Origin of the sequence: Desulfamplus magnetovallimortis (assembly GCF_900170035.1) — a bacterium.
GTDB lineage: Bacteria > Desulfobacterota > Desulfobacteria > Desulfobacterales > Desulfobacteraceae > Desulfamplus > Desulfamplus magnetovallimortis.
The window spans coordinates 307790-323139 of the sequence record NZ_LT828544.1 but is presented as its reverse complement, the minus strand read 5'-3'; the positions used below and the strand labels follow the sequence as shown (position 1 = coordinate 323139).

General features: G+C 40.0%; 12 protein-coding genes. 5 read left to right on the top strand and 7 right to left on the bottom strand.

Going from position 1 to position 15350, the window contains the following annotated elements:
* From MTBBW1_RS11615 to tmk, 7 genes are all read right to left on the bottom strand, one after another.
* Positions 1–1734: DNA translocase FtsK (locus MTBBW1_RS11615; protein ID WP_245809348.1), on the bottom strand; the 1734-nt coding region annotated here is incomplete at its 3' end.
* A 275-nt stretch (positions 1735–2009) separates the two neighbouring features.
* Positions 2010–3746, bottom strand: a complete 1737-nt coding sequence (locus tag MTBBW1_RS11610) for a ribonuclease J (RefSeq protein ID WP_080803793.1) — start codon at positions 3744–3746, stop codon at positions 2010–2012.
* Between the two features lie 524 nt (positions 3747–4270).
* Positions 4271–4603 carry a hypothetical protein gene (locus MTBBW1_RS11605; RefSeq protein WP_080803647.1) on the bottom strand — a complete coding sequence of 111 codons (333 nt, stop codon included), beginning with the start codon at positions 4601–4603 and terminating at the stop codon, positions 4271–4273.
* Between the two features lie 146 nt (positions 4604–4749).
* Positions 4750–4938 carry a 4Fe-4S binding protein gene (locus MTBBW1_RS11600; RefSeq protein ID WP_080803644.1) on the bottom strand — a complete coding sequence of 63 codons (189 nt, stop codon included), beginning with the start codon at positions 4936–4938 and terminating at the stop codon, positions 4750–4752.
* A 71-nt stretch (positions 4939–5009) separates the two neighbouring features.
* Positions 5010–6431 carry a hypothetical protein gene (locus MTBBW1_RS11595; protein WP_080803639.1) on the bottom strand — a complete coding sequence of 474 codons (1422 nt, stop codon included), beginning with the start codon at positions 6429–6431 and terminating at the stop codon, positions 5010–5012.
* Positions 6409–8886 (bottom strand): cysteine synthase, encoded by a 2478-nt coding sequence (locus MTBBW1_RS11590; protein WP_080803637.1) that lies wholly within the window; start codon positions 8884–8886, stop codon positions 6409–6411. Before MTBBW1_RS11590 ends, MTBBW1_RS11595 begins: the two co-directional genes overlap by 23 nt.
* Before the next feature lie 133 nt (positions 8887–9019).
* A complete protein-coding gene (gene tmk, locus MTBBW1_RS11585) occupies positions 9020–9733 on the bottom strand; it encodes a dTMP kinase (protein WP_080803633.1) in 714 nt (237 codons plus the stop codon).
* A 359-nt stretch (positions 9734–10092) separates the two neighbouring features.
* Here tmk and MTBBW1_RS11580 point away from each other — a divergent pair, with 359 nt between their 5' ends.
* The 5 genes from MTBBW1_RS11580 to MTBBW1_RS11560 form a co-directional block, all read left to right on the top strand.
* Positions 10093–12420 carry an LPS-assembly protein LptD gene (locus MTBBW1_RS11580; RefSeq protein WP_186441226.1) on the top strand — a complete coding sequence of 776 codons (2328 nt, stop codon included), beginning with the start codon at positions 10093–10095 and terminating at the stop codon, positions 12418–12420.
* The gene (locus tag MTBBW1_RS11575; protein ID WP_080803627.1) at positions 12421–12948 is read left to right on the top strand and encodes a UpxY family transcription antiterminator; all 528 of its coding nucleotides are present in this window, start codon (positions 12421–12423) and stop codon (positions 12946–12948) included.
* A 191-nt stretch (positions 12949–13139) separates the two neighbouring features.
* Complete coding sequence (locus MTBBW1_RS11570; protein ID WP_080803624.1) at positions 13140–13415, top strand: HU family DNA-binding protein; 276 nt, start codon at positions 13140–13142, stop codon at positions 13413–13415.
* A gap of 3 nt (positions 13416–13418) precedes the next feature.
* Entirely contained in the window at positions 13419–14711 is a 1293-nt protein-coding gene (locus tag MTBBW1_RS11565) for a DNA polymerase III subunit (RefSeq protein ID WP_080803621.1), read from the top strand.
* Positions 14712–14790: 79 nt separating this feature from the next.
* Positions 14791–15350: PSP1 domain-containing protein (locus tag MTBBW1_RS11560; protein WP_080803618.1), on the top strand; the 560-nt coding region annotated here is incomplete at its 3' end.

Here is a 15350-nt window from a genome sequence, read left to right as displayed (position 1 = left end):
GCGAACGCCGTTTTCTGCAAGCAGTTCATATCTTCTCTCCATCTCTTTAACAGCCCAGAAAAGTGCATTTGTGGCCTTTTTCATATCAGTAACAACAGGTGATATCAGATGTGGAATATCATCATACACAGAAAGCTCAATGCGCTTTGGATCAACCATTATAAATTTTACTTCATCTGGCCTTGCCTTAAAAAGAAGACTTATGACCATTGAGTTTAACCCAACACTTTTTCCTGTACCTGTCGCACCTGCTATGAGAAGATGTGGCATTGTATCCATTTTGGCTGACACAGGATTACCAAGAATATCCTTTCCAAGGCCAAGTGTCAATTTTGAAGGAGACGACACAAACGAATCAGACTCAAGCATCTCCTTTAAAACAACAACTTCACGGTGATCATTTGGAATCTCAATCCCCACAACATCTTTACCCGGAATTGGTGCATTGATCCTTATACTTAAAGCACTTAAAGCAAGGGCGATGTCATCAGTAAGATTAACAATCTTGCTGATTTTTATTCCTGGTGCAGGCCTGTATTCAAAGGTAGTAATCACAGGCCCCGGAAGAATATCAACAATCTCTCCCTTGACTCCAAAGTCACGCAACTTACTTTCAAGAATCTCAGATTTTAGCTTTAAAGCTTCCATATCAGGACCCACTGTCTGCTTCTTTTTATCGTTAAGAAGGGATAAAGGAGGAAGAACAAAAGATGATGGATTATCAGATTTATTATTTAGCAAATTGAGATCATCATGATTATTAAGGCTTGAATCTTCATGCTTTTGCGCCCCTGACTTACCATGTTTTTGCTGATTTATTCTACCGGATAGACCTTTTTGGGCAGAAGATTTATCTTTCCGACCACTTGAATCAGAAGTGCCTCTTTTAAATACATTAAAAAGTTTATCCTTTGCACCATCGGTATTACAATCATTTCCATTAAAAGCATAACGCTCTGTTTTATCATTTTCAGAGTCTGCGCCATTTGAAAATGGTGTCCCAGCGGCATCCCTTTTCATATCCAATCCGTTGGAAAAACTGTTTTCAGATTCATCCTGCTGTCTTTTCCATACAAGAGACTTCATGCTAAAATCAGGCAAAGATAAAGGAATAGGTCCGTGCTCCTTCACAATGCCCACAAAAGATGAGTATATTGCCGTTAGAATTTTTTTTAATAAATTTATTTTTGCAGCAACAAAAACAATAGAGTTTAAAATAAGAGACTTGATCAAATAAAAAAAAGTCACTGCTGAAATTCCGGTGGTAACAAGGAGTCCAACAAACAGAAAAAAAAGAAGGATAATAACAGAGCCTGATGTATTGGTATATTTCATAAGAACAGAAGAAATAGTGCTTCCAATAAAGCCACCAGAAGAAAACTGCCTCCCCCACAACATCAAATGACTGCTCAATATGGAAAGCAATGATGCAGTGGAAAGCATAAGCATGACACCACCTAAAAGAGAAATGGCAATTGCTTCAATCTTTTTACCCCTGAAAAACCACAGGGAGCAGGCAGAGAGAAAGATGGGTACACAAAAGGCACCCACTCCAAACAATCCAACAAGAATACCGGACAGATGTGCCCCCACAAGACCAAAAATGTTTTCAACCCTTGTTGTTGAAAATGCCTGGTGATTGATTGATGGATCATGGGGAGAGTATGAAACAAGACTTGCCGTTGTCAGTACAACAAGAAATGAGAGCAGAATAGCAAGAAGCTCTTTTTTCATGTCTCTTTTATTAGGTACATTAACCATATAGCAATTTTATATGAAAGTCTCGGTAACAGCCTGTTTTTAAAACTATTTTCATCTCTTCGATTGTGGCGGTCATCAGCCATGTACGTTATATAACCAACATGGCGGCAAGTTTATCACATAGGTCTCTCCATGTTGCCCATGTACGTTATATAACCAACATGGCGGGCACCCGCCACAATCTATGAAATGAAAGTCCTTTTAAATATGGAGGCAATCATTGGAAGTTAGGACTGTTCAGTGCAATACTAAACTTCAATTATAATTGGAAGAATAACAGGACGCCTTCTTATTGTAAAAAAGAAGTATTGCTTCAGGGCTTTCTGAAGCCTTGATCTTATCTGATCCACCCTTGACTCTGACCCAACCTCAATCTCTTCAACAATCTCAAGAATAACGCACTGTGCATCATCCACAAGATAGCCTGTCTCTGCACCAAAGACAAATCCTTTAGAAATCAGTTCAGGGCCATACAGCACAATGCCGGTCTCTTCATCAATGATCATGGATACCACCACAAGACCATCCTCAGAGAGATTTCTGCGCTCTTTCAAGACACTGCGTCCAACATCGCCGATACCTTTACCGTCAATCAATACCCGCCCTGTGTTAACACTGCCGCTTATACTCCCCCTGACATCATATGTCTCTTGACTCTCACAGCAATGCACTGATTCAGTGTTTAAAAATAATGATTCTGGCTTTTGTTCGCTTACTTTACCACATTTTTCAAATGTAATGACATTCCCATTTTCAGCAAGAAGAACATGCTCCCTGGGCAATCCAAGTTTTTCTGCAAGGCGCGCATGATTGACCAGATGACGATACTCGCCATGTATGGGGATAAAATAGTCAGGACGAGTAAGGTTAATCATAAGTTTTAACTCTTCCTGGCAGGCATGCCCTGAAACATGAACCTGTGCTATTTTGTCATACACCACCCTGGCGCCCCTACGGTAAAGGTTATTGATGATATTGGAAATTGCTTTTTCATTACCTGGAATTGATTTGGAAGATAGAATAACACTGTCTCCCTTTTTAATATTCACCTGCTTGTGAAAACCGGTTGCCATGCGTGCCAAAGCAGACATTGGTTCTCCCTGACTTCCGGTTGTCACAATCATAAGCTCAGAATCAGGATGATTATTGACTTTTTTTACATCAAGCGCCATATTATCAGGATATTTTAGATAACCAAGCTCCCTTGCGACAGCAACTGTCTGTTCAATGCTTCTGCCATTAAAAACCAGTCTGCGCCTGGAATGAAGTGCTATATTGACTATCTGCTGGATTCTGAAAATATTGGAAGCAAAAAGGGCAATTATAACTCGCCCGCTGCTTTCTGATACAATCTGTGCAAGTGCTTCACCCACCTTTTGATCAGAGTCTGTATATCCTTCCCTTTCCACATTTGTTGAGTCAGAGAAAAGGGCAAGCACCCCCTCGTCTCCAAGTCGAGCAAATCTTGAGATATCTGTAACATTAGATTCTTCAAAACAGTGATTTATCTTAAAATCTCCAGTATGTACCACAAGCCCCACAGGAGTACGGATAGCGAGTCCTACTCCATCAACTGTGCTGTGGCTCACTCTTATGAACTCTATGTCAAACGGAACAATATGAATATGTTCACCTGGATGTACCTGATGGAATATGACATTTTGTGTAATATCAGATTCCTTGAGCTTATTTTGCACAATACTGAGGGTAAAGGCTGTAGCATAAACAGGGATCACAATTTCACGAAGAAGATAAACCACTGCGCCAATGTGATCTTCATGGGCATGGGTCAGAATAATACCCTTTACCTTATCCCGATTTTCACGGATATATTCCATTTCAGGGATCACAATATCAACACCAAGCATGTAATCTTCCGGAAACATGAGACCAGCATCAATAATAAAGATGGTATCTCCGTACTCCACAACCATCATATTAAGGCCAATCTCACCTAAACCACCAAGTGGAATTATTTTCAGCATGGTTTCAATTGCTCCAGCATGTTTTAAAACGGCCATGGCGGCTCACCGCCACAATCGAAGTGTTGAAAGCCTTTATAAAAACAGGTTCTTACGAAGGCTTTCTAATAAATCCTCTTGATTGCGAGGGCATCACAACGATGCATGAAAGTCTTTACATATCAATATGTTATGGAGATTTTCTGATAACCACCATGTTTGCTGACGCATCACAACAAAACATGAAAGTCGTTGTATATCAGCATGTTATGGAGACTTTCTAATAAACCCCCATGTTTGCTGATGCATCACAACGAAACATGAAAATCGTTTTATATCAGCATGTTATGGAGACTTTCTAATAAAACTTATGGAAGCTGATGGATTGAAAATCGGTGAGTCAAACGCTGAACAAAAAAATATCAGACAGAAAATCGGCATCTTTCATTTACCAGTTTACACTTTCCCGAACAGAATGCCCGTTTTTCGGGGATACTGTTCCGGAAAGTGTAAAGTACTTTCTGTATGATATGAAGGATGCCAGAAAATCAAACAGAAATGGCAAGTTCATCAAGTATGGCGTCCATCATGTCCATAAGCCACTCTCTCTGTTTACGATCCGCATATGCCATGCAGTCGCATTTTATACTGTTTTTTATTCTGACAAGAAACTCACAGGAGAGACGACTCTCCTGAAGTTCAACCACAAAATAGTGGGGTTGACAATCCACATGAGCACTCTGGGTTTGATTCAGAATATCCTTTTCTATCTCAATCCAGTATATTGAGCCCAGAGAAGGCTCTCCAAAGCTCTTGTCACAAAATTTTTTAATTTTCTCGTAATCTTCAATACGAAGATCATCAATAACATATTGTTTCATAATAAATGTGTAAATACCATGATTGATTGATGTTTTGCAACTTCAAAAAAATACAGAAAAATATGGCAAAAAAAAGCCTCTTCTCACTTCAACAGGAACCCTGGTAAGCAAAAAGAGGCTTTAAATGCAAATAATAAAAAAAGAATTTAGTCTTCTTCTATAACAATGGCATTCTCTTCACAAACTTCAACGCAGCTCTCGCAACCCATGCACTCTTCTGCATTGACAGGAACTGATTTTCCATCTTCCATCTCAAAAACTTCTACTGGGCATACATCAACACACTCTTCACAACCTACACATTTTGACTCATCAACAATTGGATTAAAAGCCATTTTAAAAGCCTCCTGAAAAATTAATTAAACATCATACAGTTCCATTATAAAAACATTCTGTAAGAACGCCTTTATAACAGGTTAAAGATCAAATCAAGCATTTTATTTTTTAAAGCCACCAGAAGCACAGGAATCATTTTCCCGCTGTTCCGGAATAGTTCAGAATCACTGTCTTTCCGCCTGGAGAGACATAATAATCTTTCCACATGTTCACCGGACAATAGAAATAGCCTGACATCAACACAGATAGCACAGCAGTCATCCTCGGGAATTGAATTCACCATATTCCAGTGACCACCATGAATTAAGGTTTCCACTGCTCCACAAAAATCCTTTTGCCATTGATCTTTATGGGAACAGGTCTCTTTTTGCACTTTAAAGTTGTTGATGTCAAGCATCAATTTACTCTTTTCAGCCACAGATATGATAAAATCAAGAACTGCTGGGCTTGATGTTATAAAAAGATATTCTCCTTCCGGTTCAAATCTTGATTTCATGGCTGTTGACCAGGCAATCATGCGCTGCTCTGTCATGAAACGTCCTCTGTCACTGTAGGTACCCTTACCTTTAGAATACCCATCATAATTCTTATGATCCGGAGTGGCCGTTGAATCATGAAATGAAAGATTACCATGAAAAAACTCATCGCCGGTAAAGGGGTCGTCATCTTGTTCCTGAAAGTCACCGCCTTTTAATTGTGTAAAAAGCAGTCTCTCGCAATTATCAAGTGATAACATTTTAGTATCAATCTCTTCTTGTTCCTGATCAGATATCTGTGCAAGTCTCAAGAAAAGAAGCGATCTGAACAGCTTATCATCATTTTCTTGGTTAGCCTGCTCCGGCCATGAAGATTCAGCAGAAGAAAATGAGTTAGCAGACCCTGAGCTTCCCGATGTTGAAGATAAAAAATCTGGTACAATTCCACCCTGTGCATTACCCTTTATACCTTTTGTTATCTGACACCTGATAGATGAGATATCGGTGTCACTTGTAAAATAAGGGGATTCGCGAAGAACAGATTTCAGGTACCCCTTGCCCGTCCCCTGGTTGAGTTGTGCCCACTCCCTGTATGATGCAACAGATTTAATAACAGGCAAAATTTCATCATCGGAAAAGATAACAGGAGTCAACACTGATCTGTCCATAGTCCTGGCAGGATTTTGTTTATTTAAGCTTATATCACAATTAGAAGAAGCATCTCCCTCCTTTATGCCTGAAAGTGCAAAATCATCACTCTCTCCATGGCTCTCAGAAGAACGGGCACAAGAATCTGCCCTCTCTTTTTCAGATTGTATGCTGAGAAAAGTGGATTTTTGAAACAGGGATGATAAAAGTGCTGACTCATTTTTGTTCAAAAATGTAAATGGGAAAAAAATTGCTCTCATAGTCACATCCCCGCTACTTTGGCCATGAAAACAGCCATCCCCATTTTTATGGTCGAGGTCAGCAGACGGCAGAAAGGACTGTTTATCACTTTTTATATTTTTTATCATGTATCTCAACTCCCATGGCAATAAGCTTCTCCCTTATTTTGTCTGCCTCTTCCCAGTTTGTATTTTTCCTTGCAATCTCTCTTGCATCAAGAAGCTTTTGAATTTCAGGAGAAACTCTCTTTTCAGGATTAAAGTCAAAAATTTTCAGAACATTATCCAGCTCCTTCAAAAGCTGAAGAATAGACTCTGCATCTGTTTTCTTAAGATTTCCTTCATCCATCAAACGGTTTACAGCCCTTATTCCCTTAAAAAGAACAGCAAAAACAGACGATATCTTAAAATCATCATCCATTGCCACAAGAAAACCGTGTTTGATATCATAAAGAAGCTGATCCATGTCAGGGAGTTCGGCAGAATCAAGCATTGAATTTTTATGGCTTGTGTCAGATTCGGCAGAATCAAATATTGAACCTTTATGGCTTGTGTCAGATTCGGCAGAATCAAGCATTGAGCTTTTATGGCTCGTGCCATTTTCTGAAGAGACAATGCACATAAGAGAATGAACACAGCGATCCAATTTTTCAAGTGATCGAACGGCATCACTCAATGCTCTTTGTGATAAAATCAAAGGTTTACGGTAATGTGCAGAAAGCAGCATAAAACGGATAGCCCTTGGACTCCATCCCATTTCCATAAGCACTGGTAATGTCAACGACTCCAGGGAAGGTTCAGGTTGAGATTCAACCTCTGATACAGATTTAACTTCAGTTTCAGAGTCTCCACCGCAAACAGTATTTTTCCCAAGGCTTCCATCATACTGCACAGAATCGCAATGCATCCAGTACCTTGCAGGGCTCTTGCCTGTTGCAGCAACGGAAATTGCAACTTCATTTTCATGGTGTGGAAAAAGCAGCTCCCTGCTTCCTGTATGGATATCAAACTGCTCTCCAAGATAAGTTGTAGAAAGAGTTGCACACTGAAGATGGAGAGATGGTCGTACATTCCCCCATGGAGTATTGACACAGAGCCCGCGTTTAAGTTCAGAGAGTCCCACACGCTTTAAAAGGGTAAAATCCCTGGGATTATCCTTTTCATAATCGTCCAGATCCACAGTTGCCCCAACCTTAATTTTATCAAGATCCAGACCGGAAAGTGCCCCGTATGAGTGAAGACTTGACAGATCAAAATAAAGTGAATTGAGCTTCTCATAAGCAAAGCCCTTGTCTGCCAGATTCCCTGCAAGCCTTACCATACCATCAAGATGATCTCTTACCCTTGGATAGGCCTGGGCCTCACGTATTGAAAGAAGAGTCAATTCAGATTTGAAACGCTCCAGAAAACCATCTGTAAAATCAGATAGAGATATACCAGCTTTTTCTGATCCCTGAATAGTCCTATCATCAAGATCCGTAATATTTACAACATGGTTAACTGTTAGTTTGCGGTATTCCAAATAGCGACACAACAGATCGGCACACACAAACCGTCTGTACTGACCAACATGCAAAGAAGCGTCAACAGTGGGGCCGCAGGTATAAACAGAAACCTTTCCCTGCTCAAGAGGTTCAAACAGAACATTTTTTTTCTCAACACTGTTATAAAGATAAAGCTGAATATTATCCTTTACAGTAAAAAGAGAGGTGGTAAGATATCTTTCTCCACTATCAGGCAAAATAACAACAATCGTACCACTTTTAAGTTTCCTTGCTTCCCTGATGGCCACAGCCATGGCAGCTCCACTGCTCATCCCCACAAAAAGCCCCTCTTCTCTGGCCATTCGCCGTGCTGTTTCAAATGCCTCTTCATCTTCGATATTCACCTTTTCATCCAGGCGTTTTTTATCAAAAATGTCAGGTCTGTAGGACTCCTTCATATTTTTAAGCCCCTGTATGGCATGCCCCAGAAAAGGCTCTGCACCAACAATCTTTATATCAGGCTTAAACTCTTTGAGCCTCCTTGAAAGCCCCATCAATGTGCCGCTCGTACCCAAAGTTGCAACAACAGTATCAATGTTGCCATGGGTCTGCTCCCAAAGCTCAACAGCAGTAGTATGATAATGGGCCTGCCAGTTTGCTTCATTATTATATTGATCTGTGAGAAAATATTTTTCAGGGTTTTCCCTGCCAAGGCGATAGGCCTCTTCAATGGCTCCATCCGAGCCTTTATGTCCTGGTGTGAGAAGAATCTGAGCACCCCTTGCCTTGAGTATTCTCTTTCTCTCCTCACTTGCAGATTCAGACATGGTGAGCAGAAGCTTATAGCCCTTTATTGAGCATATCATGGCAAGGCCAATGCCTGTATTGCCACTTGTAGCTTCCACAACAATCTTCTCCTTTGTGAGCTCTCCTTTTTTTTCCGCCTGTTCAATCATGGATAGCGCTGCTCTGTCTTTGATCGAACCACCAGGATTGAAATATTCAAGCTTTGCAAGAATTCTGACTCCAGGCACGGGATTTATTCTCTTTATTTCAACCAGCGGAGTATTGCCGATGGCATCAAGTATTGAATAACTCATCTCCTAAGTTCCTGTCCTTTATCATAATGACCGTTTTATATGAAAGTCCGCGCAGTTTGGGGATTTTCATCCATTCGATTGTGGCGGTAATCCGCCATGTTGGTTATATGAAAGTCCCCGCAAATGGCTGTTTTTATAAAGACTTTCTACTCTTCGATTGTGGCGGTGAACCGCCATGTTGGTTATCAGAAAACCTGACTTTGAGTTGTGAAGTTATCTGATTAAAAACTTCATCTGCGGGCAAGGATGCATCAACAACCATAAAACGCTCCTTTTCCTTTTCAGCAATGGCAAGATAACCCTGCCTCACACGTTCATGAAAGTCAATCTTCTCCTTTTCAAAACGGGATTCACTGTCAACCCTTTGACCATTTTTTAATGCCATAAATGTCCTTGCAAGGCCAAGCTCTGGTGCAAGGTCAAAAAGAATAGTAAGATCTGGCTTTAAGGAGCCTGCTGCAATAAGGTATATGTTTTCAACAACAGCCATGTCAAGCCCCCTTGCCCAGCCCTGATAAGCTGTTGTAGCATCAGCAAAACGATCACACAAAACTGTTTTCCCGTCATCAAGTGCAGGAAGAACCACATCAGCAAGGTGCTGTGCACGATCTGCACCATAGAGCAGAAGTTCACATTTTGGAGAAATGCCTCTGTTTGCAGGATCAAGAAGAATGGAGCGTATTTTACTGCCAATTTCAGTTGCCCCAGGCTCCCTTGTCATAACAACATCATGGCCGTTTCTTGCCAGAAAATCAGCAATATTTTTCATTTGTGTAGTCTTACCAGATCCTTCAATGCCCTCAAGGGTTACAAAAAAACCTTTAGCTCCATTTCCAATAATACACATATTACATTTCCCTGTCATCATAATTTTCTACACGAATCAAGGCTTTATTGATGCCTTGACAATTTCATTTTAAAATGGCTTTATACAGCAATTTTGCGTCATTCAAAACAGTAAAAAAGAAAAATATAAGGCATCTTTCATATCTCCGCTTTTGCGGAAATATAAAGAACGCCAGAATTTGCTACTAAACGGTCATGGCCGGCATTCAGCCACCCCCGAATATGGAAATTTGTATCCATTTCCACGGTAAAAAAACGTAAATTACTAATATGATGACTATCAAAAACAGCCTAACCTTTCTTCCACATATACATTTTCTGCATGTCGCTTTTTTACTTTTAGCGACCTTAAATATCTGTATGCCTTGCAGAGAGGCATTTTCATTTTCATACAACAACAAAAATGATGAGTGGCATATCTCAGCCGGAATGGTAAGCTATGACAAAGAGAAACAATTATATACTGCACAGGATAATGTGGAACTTAAAGGGGGGAATACCAGACTGCGTGCAGGCTATTTAGAATTTTCAAACATTACCGGCAATGTTATTGCATCAGGAAACGTTATTTTAAAGTCAGGAAATGATTCCATAACCTGCGACTCATTGCTGTTGAATATGAATGATGAGACAGGCACTATTTACAATGGTGTTATCTTTACCCAGGAAAATCACTTCTATATAAAAGGTGATACCATTCAGAAAACAGGTAAAAAGACATATCATGCAGATAGAGCATCCTTGACATCATGTGATGGTGAAAAACCTGACTGGAAGATATCAGCAAAGGAGATCAAAATCACCATAGAGGGTTATGGAACTGCAAAGGGAGCCACTTTATGGGCAGGAAACATTCCAGCTCTTTACCTTCCTGTTATTGCCTTTCCTGCAAAAACAAAGCGACAGACGGGACTTCTGTCACCACGCATCTCCACATCTGACAGAAAAGGATTTGAATTTGAACAGCCGCTATTTCTTGCCATTTCAAGAGAAACAGATGCATCATTGTACGGAAATTACATGCATAAAAGGGGAATTAAAACAGCACTTGAATTCCGCCATGTTCAAAACAAAGAGAGCAGAATAACCATTTTGTATGATTATCTTAATGACCTTGAAATTGATGATGGCACTGATGCCACATCTGATTTTAAGATATCATCGACCCCCCAGAGAACAAACAGGGACAGATACTGGTTCAGAACCAAGAGCAGTTATCAGTTTAGCAATGAATGCAATGCAACTGTGGATCTTGATTATGTAAGCGACGCTGACTATATGCATGAGTTCAGACATGGCTACACAGGTTACGATACAACCAGTGCCATCTTTCAGGACACTTTTGGAAGAGGCATTGATGAGTATGATGATACCACAAGAAAAAACAGCGTAAATATCAACAGGATATGGTCTGAATATGGCGCAGCCATCAATATGGGAATAATGTGGTATGATGATGTAGTTGCAAGGCAGACAGATATAAAAGACACAACACTGCAAAGAGCACCAGCCATCACACTTGATACTATAAAGCAGCAAATTGGCAGTTCACCTCTCTATTTTGATTTTGATTCTGAATATACATTCATGTACAGAAAGGAGACTACAACCACACTTGTAAAGGGATACAGAAGCGATATATTTCCCAAGTTTTATCTTCCAATCCAGACTGACTCTATATTCATTGAGCCATCCGTGGGTTTTCGCCAGACAAACTGGAACTCCTCAGATAGCGGCTCGAACTTCAGTCACCGAGAAATTCTGGATATAAACCTTGCAATGTCAACAACACTGTCAAAGATTTTTTTGCCTGAAAACAGCTTCGCAGAGAGAGTAAAACACGAGATTACACCAAAAATAGAGTATGGTTACATTCCTGAAGTTAATCAAAATGACCTGCCGTGGTTTGATTCAACAGATTATATTGAGAGAAAAAACCAGATTACATGGACTCTTACCAACCGTTTTACATCCAGAAAAAATGCCCTTGCAAACCCAGGTCATGAAAATGATTTGGGTATTTCCATGGAAAAGAGCAGAAATAAAGTCAATAATAACAATACCGTAATATCACCGGTTTACAGAGAATTTGCATGGTTTGAAATAAGTCAAAGTTACTATCTGGATCCGGAAGAAGATCAAGAGACAGATCCATCCTCCATTTCAGACTCCGACGGATTTATATATTCTGACAATATCTTTGAAGGGAACAACTATTACGAAACAAGCACATCATTAACATCCTTTGATGAAAATGGTGTACTTGAGCATAAATCATCTTCTGGCCACAAATTTTCTGATATCTCGGCTGAAATGGAACTCTCCCCATACTCGTTTCTGACCCTTAAAGGAGATATTGAATGGTCTCCATATGACAACAGTTTCAATACATGCAACACCCAGGTTACTCTGAAAAATCCAAGAGGAGATTCATTTTTTGCAAGATACGGATACAACAACTCTGTCTCAGAATCCCTTTACTCAAGACTTGAGACAAAACTGACAGGCAGCCTTAGCGCCTTTGCTATTTATGAACAAAATCTTATTAATAACAGAACAATAGAATCCATGACAGGGCTTTACTTGAACAGACCCTGCTGGTCAATGAGGATTGCCTACTCTGATACCCCTGATGACAGGGCATTTTCATTTATGGTCAATCTTCATGGAATCGGAGAATTTGAATAAATGTTGTTAGAAAAACAGTGGTTTACATTACTTACAAGAAGCAGGTTTGAGAACATAGTGACAGATATGATCAAAAAAAAATCCATTGAGGTATTCCTGCCAACAATCAGAGTAAGGAGCAGACGTAAAGATAGAAATTTAATGATAAATGCACCTCTTTTTCCAGGATATCTTTTTGTCAATATATCCCTTGACCCAAGGGAGCAGCTCAAGGTTCTTAAAACAACAGGTGCAGTAAGACTTCTTGGCTCACAGCAAAAACCGCTTCCTGTTCCGGACACACACATTGAGTCCCTTAAAATAATCACAAGAAGCGGAACAGATATAATAACTGACTCTGTAACATCTGTGCTAAAAAAAGGAGAACCTGTGCTTATTATAAATGGCCCCATGGCAGGAGCAACAGGAGAATTCATGCAATATAAAGGGAAAGGACGTGTTATAATCCGAATTGAAGCTCTTGGTCAGTTTGCCGGTGTTGAGATTGATGAGGCTGATCTTGAAAAACTCCCGCCAATATTCTCATAACCCCTTGACTTTCTGTTGGAATTTGGTTAATAAGTCTTTTTTAATCATTTTATTACTCAATATATTCCTGTCACTATGAATGGTGGTTTTAAGCTGCGGATTATCTGTGGCGGACAGGCCAAAAAAACTTTCAAACAACAAATATCACTCAAATCGACTTGCCACAAACAAGGGAATGACAAAGAGGATTTATGAATAAACTTGAACTGATTTCCGCCCTGAAGAAAAAATCAGGGCTGACAAAAGCAGAAGCAGCAGAAGTGGTACAGACTTTTTTTGACTCATTGACTGATGCCCTTGCAATGGGAGAAAGAGTTGAAATACGTGGACTATGCAGTTTCTTTATAAAAGAGTACGAAAGCTACACAGGTAGAAACCCCAAAACAGGCCAAAAAGTCACAATTCCTCCCAAAAAGTTACCTTTTTTTAAATGCGGAAAAGAACTCAAGGAGCGGGTGAACCATTAAACCATGAGCCTCGGACAGAGAGAACATGATTTTGATGTTTCACAGCAGCACCCGGTTCCAGCATCCATAATACAGATGGATGATTTGAAGCTGCTTATTCTCAACACAAAAGTTCCTAATGCACTTCTTTTTACTGGTAACAATGGAGCAGGAAGAGAGGAGTCTGCAAGATTCATTGCAAAAAGTCTAAATTGCTTTAACCGCCATGCTCAAACCAGTGGTTTTGCATGTAACCTGTGCAGATCATGCCTTAAAATTGACGCCGGTATGCATCCGGATATTATCACACTTTTTCCGGAAAAAAACGTAATAAAGACTGACATGATAAAAGAGCTTTGCAATGCCATTGCTGCAAAGCCACATGAAGCAGCCATCAGAATGGTTATGATCATTGATGCCCATTCAATGAACCAGGAAGCAGGAAACGCTATCTTAAAGCGTCTTGAAGAACCTCCTGAAAGAACCTTTTTTGTGCTTACTGCCCCAGATCTCAACCTGCTTATGCCTACCATCATTTCCCGATGCAGACATATAAGGTTTAAACCTGTATCTGTTTCAGCAGTTACAGAAGATCTTATAAAAAAGTGGGCAATCCCGGAAAAAATGGCAAAAATTGCAGCCAGAACATCTGATGGCAACATAAAAAAAGCAATGATGCTCTTAAATATTGCTGCTCCTGACAACAAAATTTTATCAGAGGCCAATATATATAACCCATCTGAGACCAAAACAATAAAAGCCAAAAGATGGGTACAAGCAAACGGGGAGCAAGAATCTAACAACAGCCCTGACAGCGCAAACAAACCTGTTGACTGGATAAAAAGAAGGCACTGGCTTTTATCCAGACTTTTTTTACTGGTAAAACCAGACAGGCCATCTGATCTCCATCATACCAATCCTGCTGCCAAATCGGCTGTTATCTCCAGATACGCATCTGCATCAAATACCAATTTGCGTCATTTAAGTAATAAAAATACACTTAATGCAATGATGCTGGCCCACGAGTTAAGTAAAAATGAGGAGCTGCTGGAAGATTCCATTCTGATCATCAAATTATGGCTAAGGGATATCGCAGTTGTAAAATGCATCGGAAAGTCATCTCTCTCCACTGATCTTGTGGTTAATAGAGATTTTGGAAAGCATGTCCAATATATTGCACAGATACTGCCTTCAAACTTTTCAATGCAATCCCTTGAAGCCATTCACACAGCAGAAAAAAGGCTTGAAAGCAATGCATCTGTCAGATTGATCCTTGAGAATTTTTTTCTGTCCCTCATATCATTTTGTTACTCATAAACCATATTTTTCATAACGTACATGGCGGATATCCGCCACAATCGAAGAGTTAAAAGTCATTTTAAATCCGGAGTGTCCAATGACCAGATTTGCAGGAATAAGATTTAAACCTGCTGGCAAAATATACGATTTTGACAGCGGCGCTTTTGTGCTGAAAATCGGTGACAACGTAATTGTTGAAACAGAACAGGGGCTCGGACTCGGAGTTGTTACAGTACCTCCGGCACCATATGACGACCCTGATAACCAGAAGCCCCTGAAACAGATTTTTCGTATTGCAACAGAGGAGGATTTCAGGAAAAGGGATGAGAATCGTAAACTTGAACAACAAGCCCATGATTTTTGCCTTGACTGTATAAATAAACTTGACCTTAAAATGAACCTCTTTTCGGTTGAGAGTACTTTTGATGCCACTAAACTGACGTTTTTTTACACAGCAGATGGAAGAATTGATTTTCGTGAGCTTGTAAAAATGCTTGTCAAAGAGTATCGTATCCGTATTGAAATGAGACAGGTGGGTATAAGAAACCAGTCCAAACAATGCGGCGGTATCGGCAGATGCGGAAGGGAGATCTGCTGTTCACTGTTCATGAATAACTTTGATCCTGTATCAATCAAGATGGCCAAAGATCAGGGACT

Excerpts from the sequence above, each read along its gene's own strand:
- MTBBW1_RS11610 (WP_080803793.1), bottom strand. The coding sequence starts at position 3,746 with ATGCTGAAAATAATTCCACTTGGTGGTTTAGGTGAGATTGGCCTTAAT.
- MTBBW1_RS11605 (WP_080803647.1), bottom strand. The coding sequence starts at position 4,603 with ATGAAACAATATGTTATTGATGATCTTCGTATTGAAGATTACGAGAAA.
- MTBBW1_RS11600 (WP_080803644.1), bottom strand. The coding sequence starts at position 4,938 with ATGGCTTTTAATCCAATTGTTGATGAGTCAAAATGTGTAGGTTGTGAA.
- MTBBW1_RS11595 (WP_080803639.1), bottom strand. The coding sequence starts at position 6,431 with ATGATAAAAAATATAAAAAGTGATAAACAGTCCTTTCTGCCGTCTGCT.
- MTBBW1_RS11590 (WP_080803637.1), bottom strand. The coding sequence starts at position 8,886 with ATGAGTTATTCAATACTTGATGCCATCGGCAATACTCCGCTGGTTGAA.
- tmk (WP_080803633.1), bottom strand. The coding sequence starts at position 9,733 with ATGTGTATTATTGGAAATGGAGCTAAAGGTTTTTTTGTAACCCTTGAG.
- MTBBW1_RS11580 (WP_186441226.1), top strand. The coding sequence starts at position 10,093 with ATGCCTTGCAGAGAGGCATTTTCATTTTCATACAACAACAAAAATGAT.
- MTBBW1_RS11575 (WP_080803627.1), top strand. The coding sequence starts at position 12,421 with ATGTTGTTAGAAAAACAGTGGTTTACATTACTTACAAGAAGCAGGTTT.
- MTBBW1_RS11570 (WP_080803624.1), top strand. The coding sequence starts at position 13,140 with ATGAATAAACTTGAACTGATTTCCGCCCTGAAGAAAAAATCAGGGCTG.
- MTBBW1_RS11565 (WP_080803621.1), top strand. The coding sequence starts at position 13,419 with ATGAGCCTCGGACAGAGAGAACATGATTTTGATGTTTCACAGCAGCAC.